22 protein-coding genes are annotated in these 19043 nt (G+C 60.7%); 4 read left to right on the forward strand and 18 right to left on the reverse strand.

Translation table 11 applies throughout. The features are described from left to right. Positions 1-49: 49 nt before the first annotated feature. The 7 genes from NFR19_RS04645 to NFR19_RS04675 all read right to left on the reverse strand — a co-directional run bounded on the left by NFR19_RS04645 (position 50) and on the right by NFR19_RS04675 (position 8325). The gene (locus NFR19_RS04645) at positions 50-1945 is read right to left on the reverse strand and encodes a hypothetical protein (protein WP_251212626.1); all 1896 of its coding nucleotides are present in this window, start codon (positions 1943-1945) and stop codon (positions 50-52) included. Then, entirely contained in the window at positions 1942-3159 is a 1218-nt protein-coding gene (locus NFR19_RS04650) for a hypothetical protein (RefSeq protein ID WP_251212627.1), read from the reverse strand. Before NFR19_RS04650 ends, NFR19_RS04645 begins: the two co-directional genes overlap by 4 nt. After that, positions 3150-4028, reverse strand: a complete 879-nt coding sequence (locus NFR19_RS04655) for an ABC transporter ATP-binding protein (RefSeq protein ID WP_251212628.1) — start codon at positions 4026-4028, stop codon at positions 3150-3152. Before NFR19_RS04655 ends, NFR19_RS04650 begins: the two co-directional genes overlap by 10 nt. A gap of 1 nt (position 4029) precedes the next feature. After that, entirely contained in the window at positions 4030-5196 is a 1167-nt protein-coding gene (locus NFR19_RS04660; protein ID WP_251212629.1) for a WD40 repeat domain-containing protein, read from the reverse strand. Positions 5197-5199: 3 nt separating this feature from the next. Further along, positions 5200-6243, reverse strand: coding sequence for a hypothetical protein (locus tag NFR19_RS04665; protein ID WP_251212630.1), 1044 nt, complete (start codon positions 6241-6243; stop codon positions 5200-5202). A 121-nt stretch (positions 6244-6364) separates the two neighbouring features. After that, positions 6365-7654, reverse strand: coding sequence for a HAMP domain-containing sensor histidine kinase (locus NFR19_RS04670; protein ID WP_251212664.1), 1290 nt, complete (start codon positions 7652-7654; stop codon positions 6365-6367). Beyond that, positions 7651-8325, reverse strand: a complete 675-nt coding sequence (locus tag NFR19_RS04675; protein ID WP_251212631.1) for a response regulator transcription factor — start codon at positions 8323-8325, stop codon at positions 7651-7653. Before NFR19_RS04675 ends, NFR19_RS04670 begins: the two co-directional genes overlap by 4 nt. Positions 8326-8583: 258 nt before the next feature. Here NFR19_RS04675 and NFR19_RS04680 point away from each other — a divergent pair, with 258 nt between their 5' ends. Further along, positions 8584-9948 carry an FtsX-like permease family protein gene (locus NFR19_RS04680; RefSeq protein ID WP_251212632.1) on the forward strand — a complete coding sequence of 455 codons (1365 nt, stop codon included), beginning with the start codon at positions 8584-8586 and terminating at the stop codon, positions 9946-9948. Between the two features lie 126 nt (positions 9949-10074). On the opposite strand, the gene NFR19_RS04685 is transcribed toward NFR19_RS04680, so the two are convergent. The 6 genes from NFR19_RS04685 to NFR19_RS04710 form a co-directional block, all read right to left on the reverse strand. Further along, the gene (locus NFR19_RS04685; RefSeq protein ID WP_251212633.1) at positions 10075-10692 is read right to left on the reverse strand and encodes a helix-turn-helix transcriptional regulator; all 618 of its coding nucleotides are present in this window, start codon (positions 10690-10692) and stop codon (positions 10075-10077) included. Positions 10693-10928: 236 nt separating this feature from the next. After that, positions 10929-11387, reverse strand: a complete 459-nt coding sequence (locus NFR19_RS04690) for a DUF1648 domain-containing protein (protein WP_251212634.1) — start codon at positions 11385-11387, stop codon at positions 10929-10931. A gap of 84 nt (positions 11388-11471) precedes the next feature. Beyond that, a complete protein-coding gene (locus tag NFR19_RS04695; protein ID WP_251212635.1) occupies positions 11472-11993 on the reverse strand; it encodes a GNAT family N-acetyltransferase in 522 nt (173 codons plus the stop codon). Positions 11994-12106: 113 nt separating this feature from the next. After that, positions 12107-12688 carry a GrpB family protein gene (locus NFR19_RS04700; protein WP_251212636.1) on the reverse strand — a complete coding sequence of 194 codons (582 nt, stop codon included), beginning with the start codon at positions 12686-12688 and terminating at the stop codon, positions 12107-12109. Beyond that, the gene (locus NFR19_RS04705) at positions 12685-12993 is read right to left on the reverse strand and encodes a winged helix-turn-helix transcriptional regulator (protein ID WP_251212637.1); all 309 of its coding nucleotides are present in this window, start codon (positions 12991-12993) and stop codon (positions 12685-12687) included. Before NFR19_RS04705 ends, NFR19_RS04700 begins: the two co-directional genes overlap by 4 nt. Before the next feature lie 265 nt (positions 12994-13258). Beyond that, complete coding sequence (locus NFR19_RS04710) at positions 13259-13873, reverse strand: TetR/AcrR family transcriptional regulator (RefSeq protein WP_251212638.1); 615 nt, start codon at positions 13871-13873, stop codon at positions 13259-13261. A gap of 63 nt (positions 13874-13936) precedes the next feature. Between NFR19_RS04710 and NFR19_RS04715 the strand changes: the two genes are divergently transcribed. Next, complete coding sequence (locus NFR19_RS04715; protein WP_251212639.1) at positions 13937-14488, forward strand: hypothetical protein; 552 nt, start codon at positions 13937-13939, stop codon at positions 14486-14488. Positions 14489-14513: 25 nt separating this feature from the next. Here NFR19_RS04715 and NFR19_RS04720 read toward each other — a convergent pair whose 3' ends face one another. The 3 genes from NFR19_RS04720 to NFR19_RS04730 form a co-directional block, all read right to left on the reverse strand. After that, positions 14514-15332 carry an alpha/beta fold hydrolase gene (locus NFR19_RS04720; RefSeq protein WP_251212640.1) on the reverse strand — a complete coding sequence of 273 codons (819 nt, stop codon included), beginning with the start codon at positions 15330-15332 and terminating at the stop codon, positions 14514-14516. A gap of 105 nt (positions 15333-15437) precedes the next feature. Further along, on the reverse strand, positions 15438-15797 hold the full coding sequence (locus NFR19_RS04725) for a DMT family transporter (protein WP_251212641.1): 360 nt from the start codon (positions 15795-15797) through the stop codon (positions 15438-15440). Continuing rightward, a complete protein-coding gene (locus tag NFR19_RS04730) occupies positions 15794-16114 on the reverse strand; it encodes a DMT family transporter (RefSeq protein ID WP_251212642.1) in 321 nt (106 codons plus the stop codon). Before NFR19_RS04730 ends, NFR19_RS04725 begins: the two co-directional genes overlap by 4 nt. Before the next feature lie 105 nt (positions 16115-16219). Between NFR19_RS04730 and NFR19_RS04735 the strand changes: the two genes are divergently transcribed. Together NFR19_RS04735 and NFR19_RS04740 are read left to right on the forward strand one after the other, a co-directional pair. Beyond that, a complete protein-coding gene (locus tag NFR19_RS04735) occupies positions 16220-17032 on the forward strand; it encodes a MerR family transcriptional regulator (protein ID WP_251212643.1) in 813 nt (270 codons plus the stop codon). A 25-nt stretch (positions 17033-17057) separates the two neighbouring features. Beyond that, on the forward strand, positions 17058-17372 hold the full coding sequence (locus tag NFR19_RS04740; RefSeq protein ID WP_285813454.1) for a TIGR04076 family protein: 315 nt from the start codon (positions 17058-17060) through the stop codon (positions 17370-17372). A gap of 141 nt (positions 17373-17513) precedes the next feature. Here NFR19_RS04740 and pdxT read toward each other — a convergent pair whose 3' ends face one another. Together pdxT and pdxS are read right to left on the reverse strand one after the other, a co-directional pair. After that, positions 17514-18095: a pyridoxal 5'-phosphate synthase glutaminase subunit PdxT gene (gene pdxT / locus NFR19_RS04745; protein WP_251212645.1), complete on the reverse strand. Its 582-nt coding sequence runs from the start codon at positions 18093-18095 to the stop codon at positions 17514-17516. Next, entirely contained in the window at positions 18095-18982 is an 888-nt protein-coding gene (pdxS, locus tag NFR19_RS04750) for a pyridoxal 5'-phosphate synthase lyase subunit PdxS (protein WP_251212646.1), read from the reverse strand. Before pdxS ends, pdxT begins: the two co-directional genes overlap by 1 nt. Positions 18983-19043: the final 61 nt, after the last annotated feature.

Here is a 19043-nt window from a genome sequence, read left to right on the forward strand (position 1 = left end):
TATGGGCTGTCATGCTAGCACACTAACCTGTCCCCTGTGTTCTAGCACACTAACCTGTCCCCTGTGTTATGCCCTGTGTTAGGCGGTTGACGTAGCGAAGGCCATCCTTGGTGAGGCGGAAGCTGCGGGCGATGATGTCGTCCACGGGGGCGGCTTTCCGGGTTTGGGTGTCGTAGGCTTGAAGTCGTGAGTCGCCGTCGATGAAGTAGATGGCGCTGCCGTCGAAGGCGATGTTGCCGCTGGCAGGGATGGCGAGCGTCTGCGTCGACCGCGTGGCCCGGTCCATCTCGACAATTTCGTCGTTCGCCACGAAGAAGATGCTGCGGTCATTCAGGAAGAAGCCGCGGCAATCTGGTAGAAACGCCCACGTGTCGCCGACGGTGTAGTCGATTCCCAGCAAAGATCGGTCGCTGTCGGCGATCTGCTCGAAGATAACCTGGCGCTCCAGCGTGTCCGCATCAAGGCGCACAATGCTGAACTGGGTGAACGTGCTGCCGTAATTGCCGACCCGGTCGACATGCTGTCGGGTGCGAGAGGTTAGATAGTATACGCACGGGCCGGCTACGTAGACTCCCTTCACGAGCTCTTCGTCCGAAAAGGCACCGAAAAGAGGCGACGCCTCCACGGTCATCGCGGTAGCCCCCTCACGTTCCATAACGTAGGTTCGGGTCTCTTCGTCGAACGTTACGACAATGCCGTCACCCTCCAAGCTCTGGGCATCAGAGTTGTAGACCACGGTCTCAGTCGTCCCAGAAGAGCACCCGGTGACAGGCAGCAGAAGCGCAACGGCGAGCAAAAGCGCGACCGCCGACCTGGCTCTTCTGCCGCGGCGGGGCCTTCTCGCCAGAAGCCAGCAGTTCGTGCTGCAGCGCACGGCCCAGTACAGCGCAAACGTCACGATCGCCACCGAGATCACCGCCACCAGCGCGAATTCCCAAGGGGAAACCTCAACGAACAGGGCGATGGAATCCCCGCCGTCGCCCTGCGCAAAGCGACTGCCTTCTAAGAACCCCGTCGCAAGCAAGAACGCCAGGGGAAGGGGAAGGCGGAAGACGAATTGCTCCGGCATGCCCATAAGAGGTATAAGGGTGACGGCAGCGCCGATGAGCGCCGTCAGAGCATGCTTTCTTGCCAACAGCGACACGAAAAGCAGCAAAGAGGCGAGCATCGCCGCGCCGAAGCAGCGAAGGCCGGCGGCCGCAACGAACGCCTCGGCAAGAGAGAGGCTCTTCGTGCTGGCGCCGAACAGCGAAATGCTCTGCAGCGGATAGTCCCCATGGGGTAGGCCGTATTTCGCCGAGAAGAATGCAAGCTGGGCGAGGGAAAGCGCCGCACAGAGGGCGACGACAGAGCCGACGACGATGAGTTCTTTACTCCGTGCGCTCGCGCGGCCTTGAGGAGTCGTGCGCAGCAGCGCATCCATCTGGCAAGCACATTCCGAGCAAAAGGCCGTGGCGGCCAGGTACAAGATGGCCAGCAGCACCGGGAAATCCAGCGTCTGGGCACCAAGCAGCCCCGCCCAGCCGTTCGTCTCAAGGAAGTAACGGTTGGGTGTGTTCTCCGATATATAGAGATACTGCTGGTAGGCGACGTCGAATCCCCGCTCGTGAGCCAGCGTCTCATCGGATCGGGCGGTCGCGCGCTCGTAGTCCTCGGCGGAGATGATCCCGTCGTAGTAGCCTTCCCGTGCTTCGGCGCGGGCGGCCTTCGCCTCTGTGATGGCTTCGCTCCTTTCTTGAAGCCACACCTCTTTCTGACCATCCAAGGCCCCGTCAAGCGTTTCCAGACACCAGACGTAATCGCCCCGGTTCTCTTCCATGGCGACATTCTGGGGCCGATCGGTCGCTGCCAGCCAAGCCACGCTGGTCACCAGGGCTGCTAACAGGCAGGCCAAACCCCGCTGCACGATCATGAGCTTCTTCCACTCGTAGGCGAGCACCCTCATCGAGCCCTCCGTATCGGACAGAGGGCATTTCGCGGCGAGAGCATGTAGATGGCCACCGCAGCGATGAGCCCCACGACCAAGGAGAAGGCAAGCGCAGCCTGCCAGGACAGCACGGGAAAGCCTCCGATGTCCAGAAATTCCGTCTGGGCCAGAAGGGGGCGGCCCGCCAGCAGCGAGTAGGGATCGAGCGCCTTCGCCCACACAAGATGGGAATAGGCCACGCTCGCGCCGCCGACGACGAGCGCGGCGGTGAGCGCGAGGTTGGCGACAAGGGGAGCCAGGGCGTTTCCGCACCGCAGCGACACCGCAAGCCAGAGCATGCCCAAAGCCCAGAGCCCCGCGCCTCGCAGCGCTGCCGCCAGGACCGCGAACTGAAAAACGCTAAGGCCGACCGGCGCCTCTGCAAAGCTGGGGATGGCATACACCGGCTGCCCTAGGCCCTCGAAGGTGCCGAAGGCCGCTACGAAGCCCGCCAAGTCTAGCAGCGAGAACCACGCGGTCACCAGCAGCAAAAACCCGCTGACCGCCACCAATTTTGCGAGAATGGTGCGACTGCCGCCGTTGGGGTTCGTGAGCAGCAGCCGGTCCATCTGGGTTTCCCGTTCCGTTGTGAAGGTGCCGGTGACGCCGTAGAGCCCCAGAAGCAGCACGAGAACGAGGGAGAAGTCGTAATTCAGGTAATAGTTGGCCATCTCTGTGTAGGCGAAGGCGGGCACCGTGCGGCCGGCGTAGATCTGGTATATGGCAGCGCTTTCCCGCTGTTGGTACAAGGCGTCGGCCTGGGCTGCAACTGCGGCGTTCTGGCGCGCCTTCTCCGCCACTGATGCGGCGCGCTCGCTATATTCGTAGCAATACTGCATGGGATCGACGAAGTACTTCTCCAGAAGATTCCTGTCGCTGTAGAGGTTTCCCGTCAGGGAGTCGGCATCATCGGTGGCGGTGTTGGCGGTCATGTCCGCCGTGGCTTGGGCTAAGGGCTGCCATGTCGCCAACAGCTGCTGCACCTTTTCGGGCGTGATGGGGCCTCGGTACTGATCGTAGAGGCTCCAGTGAACGGTGCGCCAGCTGCGCTCGTCGCCTCCGTCGGACAGAAACGAATAAGCGTTCCATTCGCTGTAGATTTTGACCAGATTAACAGCGCTGAACAGGGCGAAGAGCACAAGGATCGAGCGCCGGCAGAAAAGCTTGACGAATTCGCAGCGGATCAGTCGCATGGCGCATCGCCGTCCCGGCAGAAGTATAGAAACACGTCTTCCAGGTTCGGCCGAATCGGGTAGGCCCCTTGGCAAGGGCGCTCGTCGCTGACAATACGGAGCGAAAAGAGTGAACCGTCCTGCTTCATGTTGCCGATGCGCCAGCGCTCGGCTAGCCGCCGGGATTCCTCCATGTCCACCGTGGCCTCCCACACCTTGCCCGCGATGCTCTGCTCCAGCGCGGCCGGTGTTCCCTGCATGAGCAGCTTGCCGTGTCTCAGCAGCAGAATCTCCGTGGCGATGCACTCCACATCGGAGACGATGTGGGTGGCTAGAAGGATGGTGCGTCCAGGGGCGAAGCGGGAGATGAGATTGCGGAAGCGAATGCGCTCGCCCGGATCCAGGCCGGCGGTGGGCTCGTCCAGCACCAAAACTTTCGGATCGGACAGCATAGCCTGGGCAATGCCGAGCCTTTGGCGCATGCCTCCCGAAAGGGCGCCGATCTTCTTGTCCCACGCGTCGGCCAGATTCACGGTGGCCAGCAATTCCACCGCCCGGGTTCGCGCCCGTTCGGCGCTCAGGTTTTTCAGCGCTCCCATGTAGAGAAGGAAATCCCCCACGGTGAAGTCGCGATAGAAGATCGGATATTGGGGCATGTAGCCCAAGTCGGCCAGAAACTCACTGCCCTGCGCCCCGATGTCGCGCCCGTTCGCCCTCACCGTGCCGCCATCGGCGCGCAAGATGCCCACGAGAATGCTGATGAGCGTCGTCTTCCCGGCTCCGTTTTCGCCTAGCAGCCCGAAAACGCCCTCGCCCAGCGTGGCACTGAAGTCTTTCAGCGCGTATTTGCCCTTGTAGCGCTTCGCTACGTTGTCGAATTGGATTTCCATGCTAGTTCCCGAAACTAAACGTAGATACCGCCGTGTCGATTTCCCCTATGCCGCAACCCAAAAGCACGACGGCGGCCTGCGCATCGTCCACGATGCTCACTTGAGGAATCCGCCATGTATAACGAGGATCATCCACGTCGATGGTCTCGGTGGCCAGAAGCTCGCCGGAATCGACGGCATAGACCCGCACGGTAACCGCGCTGCCCAGTTCGGCGGTGGCGACATATTTGCCCTGCTCGGAAACGTAGATGCCGTCCCCTCCCTCGTCGTTTGAGGAAAAGGAGAGTCGATGCGCGGCGCCGCTTGCTATATCGACCCAAGAAAGACTTCCATCGACATGCGAGATCGCGGGAGGAAAGAACAGCCTGCCGTCGGCCTGCAGCGTTTCTTCGACGCCCTTTACATCCAGCCAGTCAAGCTCGAGTCCGCCGCCATCGATGTCTACCGTTCCCCACATTGACGCACTTTCCTCGCCATCGGCGCCTTGCTCGGGAAAGCCGTCTCCGGCAAAGGCCACATGGTCGCCATCGGGCGTGAAAACGACGCCGCTCAGCGAGGCCGCATTGATGCCTGAGCTACCGGTGCCCTGGGCGATGTCGAGCAACATGGTAAGTCGCGCGGTCGGGCGGTCGTAAAGGTAGAGGGCGCTAAGGCCTGCGATAGCCAGCTGGCTCCCATCGCTCGACACCGCAACGCAGTTGGGGCTGGCCACATAGTCGTCGGGCAGAAGCTGCTCCAGCTCGAGGGATTCCTTCAGATTCAACCTGTTGTCGTAGATACGAACGATCGCCCCCGTGTCGCTCATGGCCGTAAGGGCGATGCCGCCCTCGAACGGCGCTGCGGCGAAGTCCTGCGACGGCGCCGGGCAGTGGGCCAACACCGTGCCGGAGGAGGTATCGTAGAGAGACAGCTCGTCGGCACAGACGAGCAGCGTGCCCGCTTGGGCATAGGAGCAACCCGTCAGCTTTCCTTGGAAAAGGGCGCTGTCGAACGTGAAGACGCTCGAACCTTGGCCGGGGTCCTTGACCTCTGCGGCATCGGTGGCTGGTATTGGGGCGACCGGCGTTTCTGGCATCGCCCCTTCGAGGCCGCTCGTTGGCGCTTGAGGACTGCAAGCCCCGAAGGGGAACAGCGACAGGGCAATCGCGGCGCAAAGGGCTTTCCTCATGATTCAGGCCTCCTTGAAGAGCAGTATCGAGTTGGTTTTGTAAAAGGGCGTGTCCGCGTTTTCGGTAGGCACTGCTATACAGTAGAGCGTGTTGAACTTTCCGAGCAGAGACGGGCCGATGACGGCCTCCACCACGGTCACGCCCCCTTGGCTCAGCGTTGCGGTGCACGACCCTTCTCCATTCATTGCCACCGGCTGGTGGTCGAGGAAGAAGGCGATGCTGTAGTGCGCGCCGGGAGTGCCGCACAAGGTGAAGCGCACCGGCACCGGCTCGACAACGGGGAGGTTGTCGAACACCGTGCCGCCGCCGAGCGTGAAGGTGTAGTAGACCCCGTCATCCAGCGTGTCCAAGGTCACATCCGGCCATCCCGCCTGAGCCAGGTCGTTTTCCACGTACTGAGCCGTGGCCTTCTCCTCGTGCACGTTGCAGGATGAGAAGGCATCCACCGGACTCGGTGCTGCGGCTTTCGCGGGCGCGTCGGCGTCGAAGCGCATCTCCAAGCTGAGGGGAAGCGCATTGTGGTACCACCCGTAGCTGGACGTGCCTTCCATATCCGGCTGGAAGTCGGGGTTCGTGATGCTGACGATGGTTAGGCTCAGCGTTTCGCCTGCCTTTCCGCGCACCGGATCGAACAGGAAGGCGAGCTCTTGGTCTTCCGCCGCATCGAACGTGTGGCAGTAGGCGTAGTCGGACGACGGGTCGTCGGTGCGGTAGGGCTGGGGATTCCCATCCAGGAAGAGGAGGAAGCCCACGCTGTCCAAGTCGCCGGTGACGGAGAATCGATAGTCCAGGCGAAACTCGCCGCCATCGTAGGGGAGCGGCTCTCTTTCGCCGTCGTCGGATAGGGGCGGATTCGCGGCCTCGTGGCTGAGCATGGCCATGATGTTCGCATCCTCCTGCGCCTCCTTAAACGGATTCGCCGCATCGTTCGGCGCGGCCGCAGGGGTGTCTTCTGGAATGTCGTAGCCGGTGCAGGCGGACGCGGACAGAAGGGTTGCCCCGAGCAGCGCGGCCAGCGACGCGGCCAAGGCGGGTTTCATTCGCATACAGGACCTCCTTTGCGCCTTTCGCCCAAGCCTAGGGCGCAAAAGTCAAAAATCGGTCAAGCTGCGAGAGCTCGGCGATGTCGGTGCGCGCTGCCGAAGGTCGGCGGCGACGGCCTCTGCTTCAGCCGTCCGCGCTGCCCCTCCGAAGGTCTTCGATTGCAATCAGGACCTTTGCGCGGGCGCCGCCATCGCTGTTCGACAGTTCCAGGGATCCCCCCAGCTTTCGGCAGAACACTCTGCTCGTGGCCAATCCCAGCCCCAAGTGGCCGTCGGAGGCATCTTCGGAGAGGAGCAGGGCGTCCTTCCTCCGAAGCACCGCTTTCGGAAAACCAGGGCCGTCATCGGTCACGGTGGCCGCCAGCAGCTCCCCCTCTTGGTGGAACTCGAGCGTGATGGTGGAACGGGCATAGCGAAGGGCGTTGCCCACGAGGTTCTCCAGAACGCGGTACAGAAGCTCGCCATCGAAGACGGCCGTGCACTCCGGCACAGAAACGCGATGGGTCAACCGCACGGAACCGTCGCGACACAGTGCGGCCAGGGAATCGCCGAGGTCCTCCAGAAACTCACGGAGGCGTTCCTCTTTGGGGCGAACCTCCAGATCTTCGATGGCTCCCACCTCGCGCACGACCTCGGTGTAGCGCCCCATGCGCTCGGCAGCGGCCCTCAGGTTGCCAAGCGCCCGGTCGAGCTCTTCGTCGGTCAGAAGGCCAGCCTTGCGACCTTCTTGCAGGTACTCCACGTAGCCTCCGACGATGGCAATCGGGTTGCGCAGATCGTGAGCCACCGACGCCTGAAGGGCCCGGCGCTGCTCCAGCATGTCCCACAGGAGGCGGTTGTTGTCGACGAGGGCCTGGCGCATGTCCTCGAAGGCGGTGCAGAGTTGGCCAAGCTCGTCAGTGGATTCGCAGTGCACCTGAAAGTCGAGGTCCTGGCGTTTGACGTGGGCGGTCGCGTCGGCGAGCGCGCGGATGGGCGGTTCCAGCTTCTTCCGATAGAACCACTGGCCCGCCAGGGCGATGCCGAGGAGGGCGAACAGGAGAGGCAGCCCGACCATGGCCGCCTGCGAGGCACGATAGGCGGCCTTCTCCCTGGCCGTGAGCATCGAGAAGCTCGACTCTATGCGGTCGACGGCATAGCTCGCTGTTTGGCCGGGGGCGTCTTCCGAGCCTTCCGGGACAAGATGGCCGAGCGGTTCCGGCTGGCCGCCGAGCTCAATGCGCTGGGTCGATTCCGAGACGCTGCCGTCGGGTGCAGTGGTTTTCTGGGTGAGCCATACCTCGTCGGAATCCGGCAGGATGGATTTCTGCAGCTGGTAACAGCCGAAGATCGCAAGGCCGCTGGCGAGGGACACGGCGAGCATGGTCACCGCCACGGCGCGGGCGAACTCCTTCTTAAGCGACCCCTTCTTCATGCCTTCCACCGGTATCCCATTCCCCAGACCGTTTCGATGGGTTCGTTGCCGCAGGCCTCCGAGAGCTTCTGGCGGATTTTGCGCACGTGTTCTTTGACGACGCTGGCGTCTCCTTGGCCGTCGATGCCCCATACTGCCGCGTAGATGCGCTCGCGGTCGAAGACCTGGTTGGGGTGCGACATCAGGAAATCAAGGATATCGAACTCGCGCTTCGAGAAGGTTATTTCCCGACCGTTTGCGAATGCCTTCCGATTGGACCGGTTGATGAGAATGCCCTGCGCTGCCACCACCTCCGATGCCGGGCGCTCGCGGGCCTCCCGGCGAAGGTGTGCTTCGATGCGCGCTGTCAGCTCTCGCAAGCTGAAGGGCTTCGTAATGTAGTCGTCCCCGCCGGCGGTCAAGCCGTCGACCTTGTCTTGTTCGGCGATGCGCGCCGTGAGAAACAAGATGGGGCACCCTACGTGGTCCCTGATGGCTCGGCACAGCTGCAGCCCGTCCGTTCCCGGCATGCCGATATCCAGCAAGACAAGATCGGGCTTCATGCCCAGTTTCGCCAGAGCCTCATCCGCATCGTTCGCCTTGTAAACCAAGTACCCATGCTGGGTCAGGTGCGCGTCCAACAGGTCGGTGAGCATAGGTTCGTCGTCGACCACGAGAATCTTGTGGGTCATGCTGTTGCCTCCAATCCTATGAACCATAAGACGGGAAAGTCAAGAATCCGTCAAGTTCGCTGACTCCACCTGAAAGGTGATGCGACGATGATCTGCATCATTTGCATTTGGGGCAAATGATGATGTTATCCCTGTCCTGCGTTCTGTGTCATATTAGGCGGGAAACCTTGCAAAAACGTTAGGCGCGCGTAAGGCGAATCGATGGCAGGAGGGCAGCTCGTTCCTTAAGTTGGTTCCAGTCCCAGATTGGAGCCGCCAATGATATTGAAGCTAGCCGTGCGTAATGTGCTACGCTCGGCGCATGACTACTCGGTATACTTCGCCACGCTGGCCTTCGCGGCCTGCCTGCTGTACTCCTTCACGGCTTCGGGCGACTACCTCCTGTCACTCGACCTGACCGCCGACCAGCGTGGCATATACGAGTCTGCCTCGATGATCACCCAGGCGTTCTCGGTGTTCTCGGCGCTCGTCTTCGCGTTCCTGGTGACCTACGCCAACCGCTTCATTCTGCGTCGCCGCTCCAGGGAGTTCGCCACCTATGGGATCATGGGGATGGAGCCGGCGACCATGGCGCGCATCCTGGTTTACGAGGGATGCGTCGCCGCCGTGGTCGCGCTTGCGGTTGGAATGCTCGTCGGGGTGCTCGCCTCTCCTCTCTTCGGGGCGGTCGCTGCCTTCGTCTTCGACGCCCCCTGGCAGCTCCTGTTCGTGTTCTCGGCCGATGCCGCCCTCTGGACCGCAGAATGCTTCGCCGGCCTCATGGTGCTCGCCCTTGCTCTGGAGGTCCGAAGCTTGCGCAAGCACTCGCTGCTCGAGTTGTTAGATGCTGACAGTACGCCCGAGCAGCCGAAGGGGACCGCTCGGCTTTCTGTGGGCTTCCAGACGCTGCTGGCAGTGGTCCTGCTCGCCGTTGTTTGGGGTTCGTGCCTGTTCCAGCCAGTGCAGTTCATCGTGTGGATCCTGCCCATGGGCGTCGCTGCTGTGCTGGCTACCGGAATGCTCTTCCGGGTCTGGGCCATCAGGCGCCCGGAACGGGCGCGCCGCCGCCCCGATCGGCTTTTAGTGGGCTTGCGCCTTTTTGATCTGCGCCAGTTGCAGGCTCGCATGTCCCTCAGTGCGAACGCGATGGCATGCACCTGCGTCCTCATTGCCGTGGCGGTCTGCATGATGGTCGCGGGCCTTGCGTTCAGCGTCGGCATGCGAGATGGATTCGGGCAGCTGAGCAGCCATACGCTGGCCCCCATCGGCTACGTCGGCATCTTCTATGGGATCACGTTTCTGGTTGCGGCCGCCGCTGTGCTGGCTTTGCAGCAGCTTGCGGGTGCGGCTGACGACCGGCAGGCCTACCGCATGCTCGGAAACCTGGGCTGCGACGCGGCCATGATGCGGAGAAGCATTCGATCCCAAGTTGGCACCTGCTTTGCGCTGCCGATGGCCTTCGCGCTCGTCCACGACGTCTTCGGCCTGGCCCTGGTGGCGTTTTTGGCCTATACGCTGGGCAGCGCTCAGTTTCCTGTCATCGTGGCGGGGGTCGTGGGGGTCACGGTCGCGCTGCTGGGCGTGTACTATCTCATCACCTGCCGGGAGTGCGGCCGCATGCTCCTGCCGCAAGAGAGCGAGTGAGCCGCGTGAGTCAAGGGAACTGTCCCTTTGACTCCCAAGAGAGCGAGTGAGCTGCGTGAGTCAAGGGAACTGTCCCCCTGACTCACGCGTTCCCAAACAGCAGGACGCTCGTTTACGCACCATCAGCTAGCGCAGCGCGTTGACGATGAGCGTGAGGACGAATGCGATGATCAACCCGATTCCTGCACCGCAGATGAGCTTCGTAAGGTTGGACATCCATGGATTGCGTCGCGAAAGGGCTTCGCTGTCCTCGGGTATATCCTCCCCGTCCATGAACGCGCTGATTTCGCGGTATGTCACGAGGTCATGGCTCTTCTTTATCCGCTCGATTCTCACCGAGAGCACGAGCGAGGGAATCCAGAAGGCAACCATGGCGGCTATTCCCGCAAGAGAGCCCGTCGACATATATGGTATAGGCGCGGGATCCTTCCAGACAGCGTTAAGCCCGACCATGCAGGCAATGCCCATGAGTATGAGCATGACCGATCCAACGGCCATCCTCTCCATCACCACCGCATCCTTGCTGACCATCTCTTTCATCGAAACCACGTCTCCTTTCACGAGTTCGTCTATGGAGACGCCGAAGAGCCGGCTGAGCAGCATGAGGCTTTGCACGTCGGGGTAGGTCTTGCCGTTTTCCCAGCTGGACATGGTTTGCCGCGACACGAAGATCGCGTGCGCGACATCTTCCTGGGATAAACCCAGCCGCTTCCGATTCGCCTTCAAGTGTTCGGGCAGTTCCATCGACGCCCCCTTTCCGAGACGAGGTTCCCATTCGACATGCGACGATACCACCAAGATGGCTTTACATCGCTGATTTGAAGGTCACCAGAGATGTCAAAAGGTCCTTACATAAGTCCCTGAACTGGGCACATGGAAATAATATTCGCTCCCTTTCGCCCTTCTTAGGATTCCTAGCCACGCAAGATGCAGAATGCCTAGACGCAGGAAAGCCAGATATTTCAATTATCATTGAGAGCCTAAGACGATGCCTGGATTACCTGTTGTAGCCAGAAAGCAATTATTCCCATCCAGACGAGAACCATGAAGATAGCAGTTCCGCAGAGAAACGGGCGTGTCGCCTTACGGCTAATGCCATGAACAAAGCCAAGGTCGTATAGCTTGTTGCTGAATACATAGCTAAGTGCAAGCAATACGTTGCAGCCACTCATTATGAGCGAGATGGGAAACATTTCCCATGGTGTGCCATAGCGGTCGATTTCACCGTGCGCATTCCAGTGCATGGGGATTTCGACATTCGGCTGAAATTGCGCAATGGCGATGAGGGAAGCGCCCACGGGCATCGCTACGACGACAATCCAGAAAAGGATTATGAGAAGCTTTTTTAGGGACATCGTGTGCGGCCTTCGCTTGAGGATGCCGCCATTATAGTACAGGTGGAAACGAGGACAGAAGCGGCAAAAGGTTGAGATCGTCATCGGTATCGTGGCTTCAAGAACGAGCACGCTTCCGAAGCAAAACCATGCTGAAATTGCTGTGCGCTGAAATTCATATCGGATAATTCAGTCCACATCAGAAAGGCTCATATATAAAAGCGGATAAGGATTCCCCTGTTCGTCAAGGTCTGTCCGTTTGTAAACGTGAAAGCCCATGTGTTCATAAAATCCCCTTGCCAGCGGGTTCTGTTCATTAACTGCCAGCCGCTCTACGGCATAATTTTCAATCCCATATTGGATTAGGCGTTTCCCCAATCCCTTTCCTCTTTCCTCTGGTGAAATAAACAGCATTTCCAGTGTGCCGTCCTCAATTCCCATAAAGGCAACGGGGCAATCCGTGTCATCTTCCGCAATCATCAAATGGGCAATTCCGTTCAACGCCTGCGGGACATATTCTTTGATACTCTTGATTTCATCGTCTGACAAAAACAGGTGGGTGGCTCGCACAGAGCCTTCCCATACTTCCAGCAACCGATTGATTAAATCCGGCGTCCTGTCCGTTACTTCAAGTATTTTCATTTTCTCTTTCTTCTCCGTGATATGTGTGATTTCATAAAATCTGATTTGGAGCCTATCCGTATCAAACACTGTTTTTCTTCTTCCGCCAAGCGGTGATAAGGGATGGAATGACGCGGGACGGGGATAATGTCATCATGTGCCGCTTCGGCTAGATGACGTCATCCCCATCCCGTGTCACTCTCTCAGTAGCGCTCGCCGTAGGCGCGACGTGCCTCAGCGGTGTATTTTTTCACGAAGGCGGCCTTCTCTTCAGTGTAGGCATCGCGGTCATGCTCGTATTGCTTCCAAAGAGTTAGCTTCAACTCCTGATATTCCTGCGCGATATCGGGACGATCGTTCAGGTAGTCCCTAAAATAGAGTTCATCATCGTCGCCGCGGTAGCGAAGATGTACGTGGTACACCTTCTCCGCGAAACCTTGCGGGGTATAGCCGTAATTGAGCGAGATGCGCCCCGGCTCGGACTTCATGCATATGAATCCCTGACGCTCAAGCTCTTCGGAGACGGCTTCAAGGTCTTCGTCTGCATCGACTTCAATGAGGATATCCACGATATCCTTCGACCAGATCCCCTCGATGGCAGTGCTCCCGATGTGACTTATGCGCAGACCTTCGATGTCATGCAAGATACGCAGTAGACGCTCTTCCATTTCGTCGTATTGCCGCATCCAGCCCTCACGCGGCGCAACCAAAGATATCGAGAACAGCACCCAAAGTTCCTCCAGGCTCATGGAGGTGAGCGGATTATTTTCCGCCACTGCGCTCATAGCCCCAACTCCTCCTCGCCCCACTGCTTCATGGCGAGCAGGATGGGAACGAAGCTCTCGCCCTGTGCGGTCAGCGTGTACTCAACTCGTGGCGGCACCTCACCATAGTCGATACGTTCAAGGAAGCCGTCGTCGACCAATTCTTTGAGTTGCTTCGAGAGCGTCGATTCGGAGATGTTGCCGATACAGCGCCGAAGCTGCCCGAAATGGCGAATGTCCTTGAGCGCCACGTAGAACAGGATTTCTATCTTCCATTTGCCGCCGATCATGCGCTGGATGGTGGAGACAGACTTGCATCTCTCCACTTCCGCACCTTGCCTTCGCGCCACTTTTTCCCTCCCGATGTGCTGTATAAAAGGATAGTACTCCAAAGATAGCAGCAATATGTGGATGATCGGATGACATTGGATGTGTTCTAGTGTCATCCTAGTATCGGCGAGTGTGCGGAATAGGGACCGAGATCACCGGATTCATCTATGAATACGCTTAAGTCGGACATGTTGATCCCTAAAGACAAGAGCAAAAGAGCAGATATTGAACGAGGGATAACATCATCGTTTGTTCCATGGATCAGCGCGTTTTGGCGCATTGCTCTACGAAGTTGCGTACGATGCGCTTGGTTTCTTGCCGGCGAGCGTGTGACGGGTCAGTGAGCAGCGCAAGCGCAAGTCCGTCGAGCAGGCCGTGGAGGTGCATGGCTTCGAGTCTGATATCGCGGTCTTCCTTGGGGGATTCGGGGCCGTTCAGTTCTCGTATGCATCTTAGGCAGAATCGCTCAAGGGCGCTGTTCATCTGTCGGCTATAGCTGCCGAGACCTTCGTCCGTGAGCGCAGCTGTCGAAAAGGCGGCCCAAATGCGCGCCTCTTTCTCTCGCTCGGCGTCCAAAGGCAGCGTCTCCATCAGAAGCCCTGCAATGGCAGCTGTTTTGTCGCCAGCGCGAACAGGCAATCCTTCGGCATCGTTGAGGCGCGTGGTCACGCGTTGTACGACAAGCTCCATGGCGAAGCGCTTGAGTTCCTCTTGCGTGCGGAATGAGTGCTGTATCGAGCCAACCGAGAGGCCGCATTCGGCAGCGACCGCGCGTATCGTGGCGCGTTCGAGCCCCTGGTCGGCAGCGATGTTCCATACCGCCTCCGCGATGCGCTCGCGGCGCTTTTCCTCATTGACCAGCTTCGGCATTTCCATTCGCCCCCTTTTCTGGTTATAATACATCTGTAATAAAATACAAGTGTATTAAAAAGGAGACCGATGGAACAGAACGTGCTTCGACCGTCTAAGTTTTCTGACATTTTCTGGCGCGGGCTGTACGGAGTCGATTACGGTGATGCGCGATATGTCGTCGAAGTCGATTTCTTCGATATCAAAGAGAAGGTGCGCCTCTATCGCGACGACCGTCTTGTGGCAGAGGAGAGCTCTCCCGCCTCTTTCGACATAGGAGATGCAACGATCGAGGTGGCGATGGCGCTTTATGGCATGAAGACTGCGAGGCTTATACCGCATGGGCAAAGGCCTCGGCCGCTTGCGCCATTGCCTGGCACGGCGGAAGACCGCCGACTTTCTTTCGGAAGGGAGCACCCTGTTGCGAGCATGCTCTTGGCGGCTGCGGCGTGGATCGTCCTTGCAGTAGCTCTGGTGACGCAGATACCGAACCTGCTTAACTCCATTGGTCATTTAACGGGCTGGTCGATGCCGACTTTCGGATTTCCTGAGTGGCTCAATGCTTTCCTCGGCATAGCGGGCATCCTTGCCGGCCTGGATCGTGGATTGCGCATGAAGCACAATCCGTTGCTAGATGATTAGGGCTAAACGCCCTTGACCCACTCCGTCACCCTCTGCCGCATGATTCCATGAAGCCCTCGATCGCCTCGTTCACCGCTTTGGGCTCGTCGGTGTTCGAGTTGTGGCCGGCGCCTTCTATCCAGAGAAGGGGTATGCCGGAGATGCGCGTCCATTCCCGGTTGTAGCGCTTGGCGGAGCCCGCTTTGTCCTGCCTGCCGCATATGAGCAGAGCCGGGCACGGTATGTCGAAGGCCCTTTCGCTTTCCACTGCCTCGGCTACGACGCGATACCCATGGTCGGCCAGGTCGCAGTACTCGCGCTTGCTATAGCCTTCCATCATGTCCCTCATGAGCGTCTTCCCGTATTGCGAGGTGGCGCAACCCGCAGAGCCCCAGCGGATGAGCAGCTTCCAGGGAATGGACAGGTACATAAGCTTGGTGCGCTTGAGCGCCCACAGCTCCCAGCCTGCGAAGTAGCGGCGCTGAAGCGGGCACGAGTCGATGGACACGAAGCCCGATACGCTCTCGGGGAAGAGCTCCATATAGGCCTGCGCGACGTAGCCGCCCATGGATTGTCCGACCAGAACAGGCTTGCGGATGCCCTCGTGCTCGCAGATTTGATGTAGCCACCTTGCCAGGTCGTCCATGGTCCATTCCAGGGGAAGCGGGCGGGATGCCCCATGCGAGGGCGGATCCCAGATCAGGAAGTTTGCCCTGCCTTGGAAGTACGCGGCCTGCTTGTCGAAGAGCCTGCGGTCTGCAGTGAGCCCGGGAAGGAAAACAGCCCACGGCTTGCTCGGGTCGATGCCGTCGCTGAGCCAGTATGCTATGTCGCCAAGCTCCGTGGAGAAAACCTTTTCCTGCATGCTGCCCCCGTTCGTAAGATGCGGCCATCTTCAGGATATGCCGTTGGCTTGCTGTTGGAAAGAGGCGAGCTGCACCGTCTCGGGTGCCGCTTCGGCTGGCTGACGTTATCCCCGTCTTGCGTCATCCTCGTTCGCGGGCTGTTCCTTGGGCGAGGATTCCAAGAGCAGCACGCCTGCGATGATGAGCGCGATGCCCGCCACAATGACGATGTTCAGCGGTTCGCCCCAGATGATGGCGCCGATGATGGTGACGGCTGCAACGCTGACGCCCGACCAGATGCCGTAGCTCACGCCCAAGGGGAGCTTCTTCAACGCGAGGGTGAAGAAGCTGAAGCACGACAGGTAGCCGAGGACGAACAGCACCGTGTAGGCCGACACGCTGAAGCCGTCGGACATCTTCAGCATAAGGGTCCCGAAGATCTCGAAGACGATGGCGAGCGCGAAGAACAGGTAATACTTCCTCATGCGTTGACCCCCATTTCCAGCAGGAGAACCCCTCCGACGATGAGCAAGATGCCCATGGCTTTCCTGATGCCCATGCCCTCCTTCCAGGCAACGGCGGCCACCACGGCCGTGAGCGCGGTGCCAGCGCCGGCCCAGATGCCCATGGCGACGCTTAAGGGCAGGTCGCGCAGCACGAAGCCGAGCAGGGCGAATGAGATGACGTAGCCTGCGGCGATGCCGAGGATGGGCAGCTTGCGCTTGAAGCCGTCCGAGAGCTTCATCATGGACGTGCCGAACACCTCGGCTCCAATCGCCAAGGCAAGCAGTACGTAGGGCATGCCTTCTCCTTCCGATGCTCGATGAGCGCTGTTCGAGACGATGCTAAACTATCGGGTAACCATAGAGTCAAGCGCCGTTTTTTGCTGGCGGGAGGGGAGGAGGCGATGAGGTCGGGGGAGTTCGCGCAGCTGTGCGGCACGACGAAGAACACGCTCATCCACTACGACGAACTGGGGATCCTCAGGCCCTCCCATCGTGGGGCGAACGGGTACCGGTCCTACACGCTCGACGATTACATGGCCTTCTCCGCCGTTCAGGCCTTCGCTCAGGCCGGGTTCCCGCTCAAGGAGATTGGGCGCTTGGCGCGGGAGCGCGACGTGGGGCGTCTCGCCGATGCGGTGGAGAAGAACCTTGCCGCCATCAAGGAGCGTCGCGCGGCGCTCGACCGGTCCGAGGCGCTGCTTGAGGAGATGGAGCGCCAAGCCCACGAGGCCATGGCGTTCGAGCCAGGTGCGGTGCGCCTGGCGAAGCGCAATGCCCGGAGGCTGCTGGTGATCCGCCAGGGGTGCTCCTTTCGGCCGGCCGACGGCGTGGCGGAGCTCAACCGTGAGGACGTGGGCGCCATGAAGGTGCTGAGGCGGCTGGGGCCGGCGTCCGAGGTCGCTCCCTACGGCCTTGCGGCCGCACTCGACGAGGAGGGCGGGCCGGTGTATTCCATGCTGTACTACGAGCTCCCGCCTTCTGCGGAGCCGTCAGGGGAGCTGCCGGTGAAGGAGCTGCCGGCGGCCCGGTACGCCGAGGCCGACTACGAAGGGCCCTGGGAAGAGGCTCGGGAGGCCTACGGCAGGTTGTCGGCATTCATCGAAGGCGAGCGGTTGGAGTCAGTGGGCGCGTTCTACGAGACGGTCCAGCTGCGCCTCTTCGACTCTGACCCTGCATCGTTTCGCTGCCGCATCGCCATCCAGGTGCGCGGTTGACGGCGGATGACAGGGGGACGAGTTCCTGTTCCAGCGCACACCCGAGAACGACGACTACTATCACTTGGGTGCGGGGGTTCGCGTGTGCGATGGTGGAAACTGGTCCTGTGGCGAGGCGTGGGACGCTATCAACCGCTACATCTACGCGGCGCTCCAAGGCGGTTCGATCATGCATAGGTGGTGCCGCGACGAGCGGCTAATGATCGGGTGCTGCAATGACGGTACGCGCCCCGTAGTCTTCAAGATCGTGCGCATCGACATCCCCGAGACCGAGGAGGAGGCCGAATGGCTCTCCAAGCAGGACTTCATAAACAACCCGGTGGATGCCTACGTCGGATAGCGGAGCAGCGAGAATCCGTGCCTCGCGCCAACACAGGGGACAGGTTAGTGTGTTTTCGTGAAACGGATGAACGCTCGAACACACCAACCTGTCCCCTGTGTTCCCTGTTTCCTGTCCCCTGTGTTTGCGCGCCTCCGCCAGCTACAGACCCAGGAAAAGCTCGTGGATGGAAGGGTCGCCGTCAAGCTCGGGGTGGAATGCCACGGCAATCTGACTGCCTTGCTGCACGGCCACAGGCCAGCCGTCCACTTCCGCGAGGCAGCGTACGTCCGGCGCTCTGTCGATGATGCGCGGCGCCCTGATGAAGCTCATCGGCACCACCGCGCCGCCATCGAGGGGCGCCGACGCGTGGAAGCTTCCCAGCTGGCGCCCGTAGGCATTGCGCTTTACGGCAACGCCCAGGGTCGAGAAGGTCCCAGGACCTTCCGCCAAGGCGCCATCCGGCCCGCGTCCGACCACGCTGCGGGCCAGCAGGATGAGCCCGGCGCAGGTGCCCAGCACCGGCATTCCCGCCCTGATGCGGCAGCCCAGCGGCTCGAGCAGCCCCTCTTCGCGCAGCAGCTTGCCCTGCACGGTGGATTCTCCGCCCGGGAGCACCAGCCGATCGAAGCCCCGGTCGGCATCGGCGGCTGAGCGAAGCTCGAACCAGGGCTCGCCCAAGGCATCCAGCATGGCGCCATGCTCGGCAAAGGCCCCTTGCAGCGCCAGGATGGCCGTCGTCATCAGGCGCCCCGCTCGGCTATGAGCAGCTCGATCTCGTCCCGGTTGATGCCGACCATGGCCTCGCCCAGGCCGACCGAGACCTGCGCCAGGTAATCGGCGTCGTCGAAGCGCGAAACCGCCCCCACGATGGCACGCGCCCGCTGGGCGGGGTCGCCGCTTTTGAATATGCCGCTGCCCACGAAGACCCCTTCGGCGCCAAGCTGCATCATGAGCGCGGCATCGGCAGGGGTGGCAATGCCGCCGGCTGCGAAGTTCACCACCGGCAGCTTTCCCGTCTCGTGGACGGAGCGCAGCAGACCGACGGGCACCTCCAATTCCTTGGCCGCCTCGCAGAGCTCGTCGTCGCGCAGGCTGGAAACGTGCCTGATCTGGCCGTTGATGAGGCGCATATGGCTGACGGCTTGGATGACGTCGCCCGTGCCGGGCTCGCCTTTCGTGCGGATCATCGACGCGCCTTCCGCGATCCGCCGCAAGGCTTCCCCAAGGTCGCGCGCACCGCACACGAAGGGCACGGCGAACGCGCCCTTGTCGATATGGTGGACGTCGTCGGCTGGGCTCAGGACCTCCGACTCGTCTATGTAGTCTATCTCAATGGCCTGCAGGATCTGCGCTTCGGCGAAATGCCCGATGCGGCACTTCGCCATGACGGGGATGCTCACGGCGTCCTGGATCCCGCGGATCATGGCGGGGTCGCTCATGCGGCTGACGCCTCCTGCCGCCCGGATGTCTGCGGGGATGCGCTCGAGGGCCATGACCGCGCAGGCCCCGGCCTCCTCGGCGATGCGCGCCTGCTCGGGCGTGGTCACGTCCATGATGACGCCCCCTTTGAGCATCTGGGCCAGTTCGCGGTTGAGCTTCGCGCGCTCTTGGGTCGTTTCGGGTTCCATGGGGTGCTCCTGCTCCTCTCTGCGATGCCTTTCGTGCAAACGCAGGATAGTCGCAATTTGG

Origin of the sequence: Adlercreutzia murintestinalis, assembly GCF_943192905.1 — a bacterium.
Classification (GTDB): domain Bacteria; phylum Actinomycetota; class Coriobacteriia; order Coriobacteriales; family Eggerthellaceae; genus Adlercreutzia_A; species Adlercreutzia_A murintestinalis.

Bases quoted from the DNA above. Each gene is read 5' to 3' on its own strand.
- NFR19_RS04645 (WP_251212626.1), bottom strand. From the start codon at position 1,945: ATGAGGGTGCTCGCCTACGAGTGGAAGAAGCTCATGATCGTGCAGCGG.
- NFR19_RS04700 (WP_251212636.1), bottom strand. From the start codon at position 12,688: ATGAGCGCAGTGGCGGAAAATAATCCGCTCACCTCCATGAGCCTGGAG.
- NFR19_RS04725 (WP_251212641.1), bottom strand. From the start codon at position 15,797: ATGAGGAAGTATTACCTGTTCTTCGCGCTCGCCATCGTCTTCGAGATC.
- NFR19_RS04710 (WP_251212638.1), bottom strand. From the start codon at position 13,873: ATGGAAATGCCGAAGCTGGTCAATGAGGAAAAGCGCCGCGAGCGCATC.
- NFR19_RS04735 (WP_251212643.1), top strand. From the start codon at position 16,220: ATGAGGTCGGGGGAGTTCGCGCAGCTGTGCGGCACGACGAAGAACACG.
- NFR19_RS04660 (WP_251212629.1), bottom strand. From the start codon at position 5,196: ATGAGGAAAGCCCTTTGCGCCGCGATTGCCCTGTCGCTGTTCCCCTTC.
- pdxT (WP_251212645.1), bottom strand. From the start codon at position 18,095: ATGACGACGGCCATCCTGGCGCTGCAAGGGGCCTTTGCCGAGCATGGC.
- NFR19_RS04655 (WP_251212628.1), bottom strand. From the start codon at position 4,028: ATGGAAATCCAATTCGACAACGTAGCGAAGCGCTACAAGGGCAAATAC.
- NFR19_RS04685 (WP_251212633.1), bottom strand. From the start codon at position 10,692: ATGGAACTGCCCGAACACTTGAAGGCGAATCGGAAGCGGCTGGGTTTA.
- NFR19_RS04720 (WP_251212640.1), bottom strand. From the start codon at position 15,332: ATGCAGGAAAAGGTTTTCTCCACGGAGCTTGGCGACATAGCATACTGG.
- NFR19_RS04650 (WP_251212627.1), bottom strand. From the start codon at position 3,159: ATGCGACTGATCCGCTGCGAATTCGTCAAGCTTTTCTGCCGGCGCTCG.
- NFR19_RS04665 (WP_251212630.1), bottom strand. From the start codon at position 6,243: ATGCGAATGAAACCCGCCTTGGCCGCGTCGCTGGCCGCGCTGCTCGGG.
- NFR19_RS04670 (WP_251212664.1), bottom strand. From the start codon at position 7,654: ATGAAGAAGGGGTCGCTTAAGAAGGAGTTCGCCCGCGCCGTGGCGGTG.
- pdxS (WP_251212646.1), bottom strand. From the start codon at position 18,982: ATGGAACCCGAAACGACCCAAGAGCGCGCGAAGCTCAACCGCGAACTG.
- NFR19_RS04730 (WP_251212642.1), bottom strand. From the start codon at position 16,114: ATGCCCTACGTACTGCTTGCCTTGGCGATTGGAGCCGAGGTGTTCGGC.
- NFR19_RS04680 (WP_251212632.1), top strand. From the start codon at position 8,584: ATGATATTGAAGCTAGCCGTGCGTAATGTGCTACGCTCGGCGCATGAC.
- NFR19_RS04690 (WP_251212634.1), bottom strand. From the start codon at position 11,387: ATGACGATCTCAACCTTTTGCCGCTTCTGTCCTCGTTTCCACCTGTAC.
- NFR19_RS04715 (WP_251212639.1), top strand. From the start codon at position 13,937: ATGGAACAGAACGTGCTTCGACCGTCTAAGTTTTCTGACATTTTCTGG.
- NFR19_RS04675 (WP_251212631.1), bottom strand. From the start codon at position 8,325: ATGACCCACAAGATTCTCGTGGTCGACGACGAACCTATGCTCACCGAC.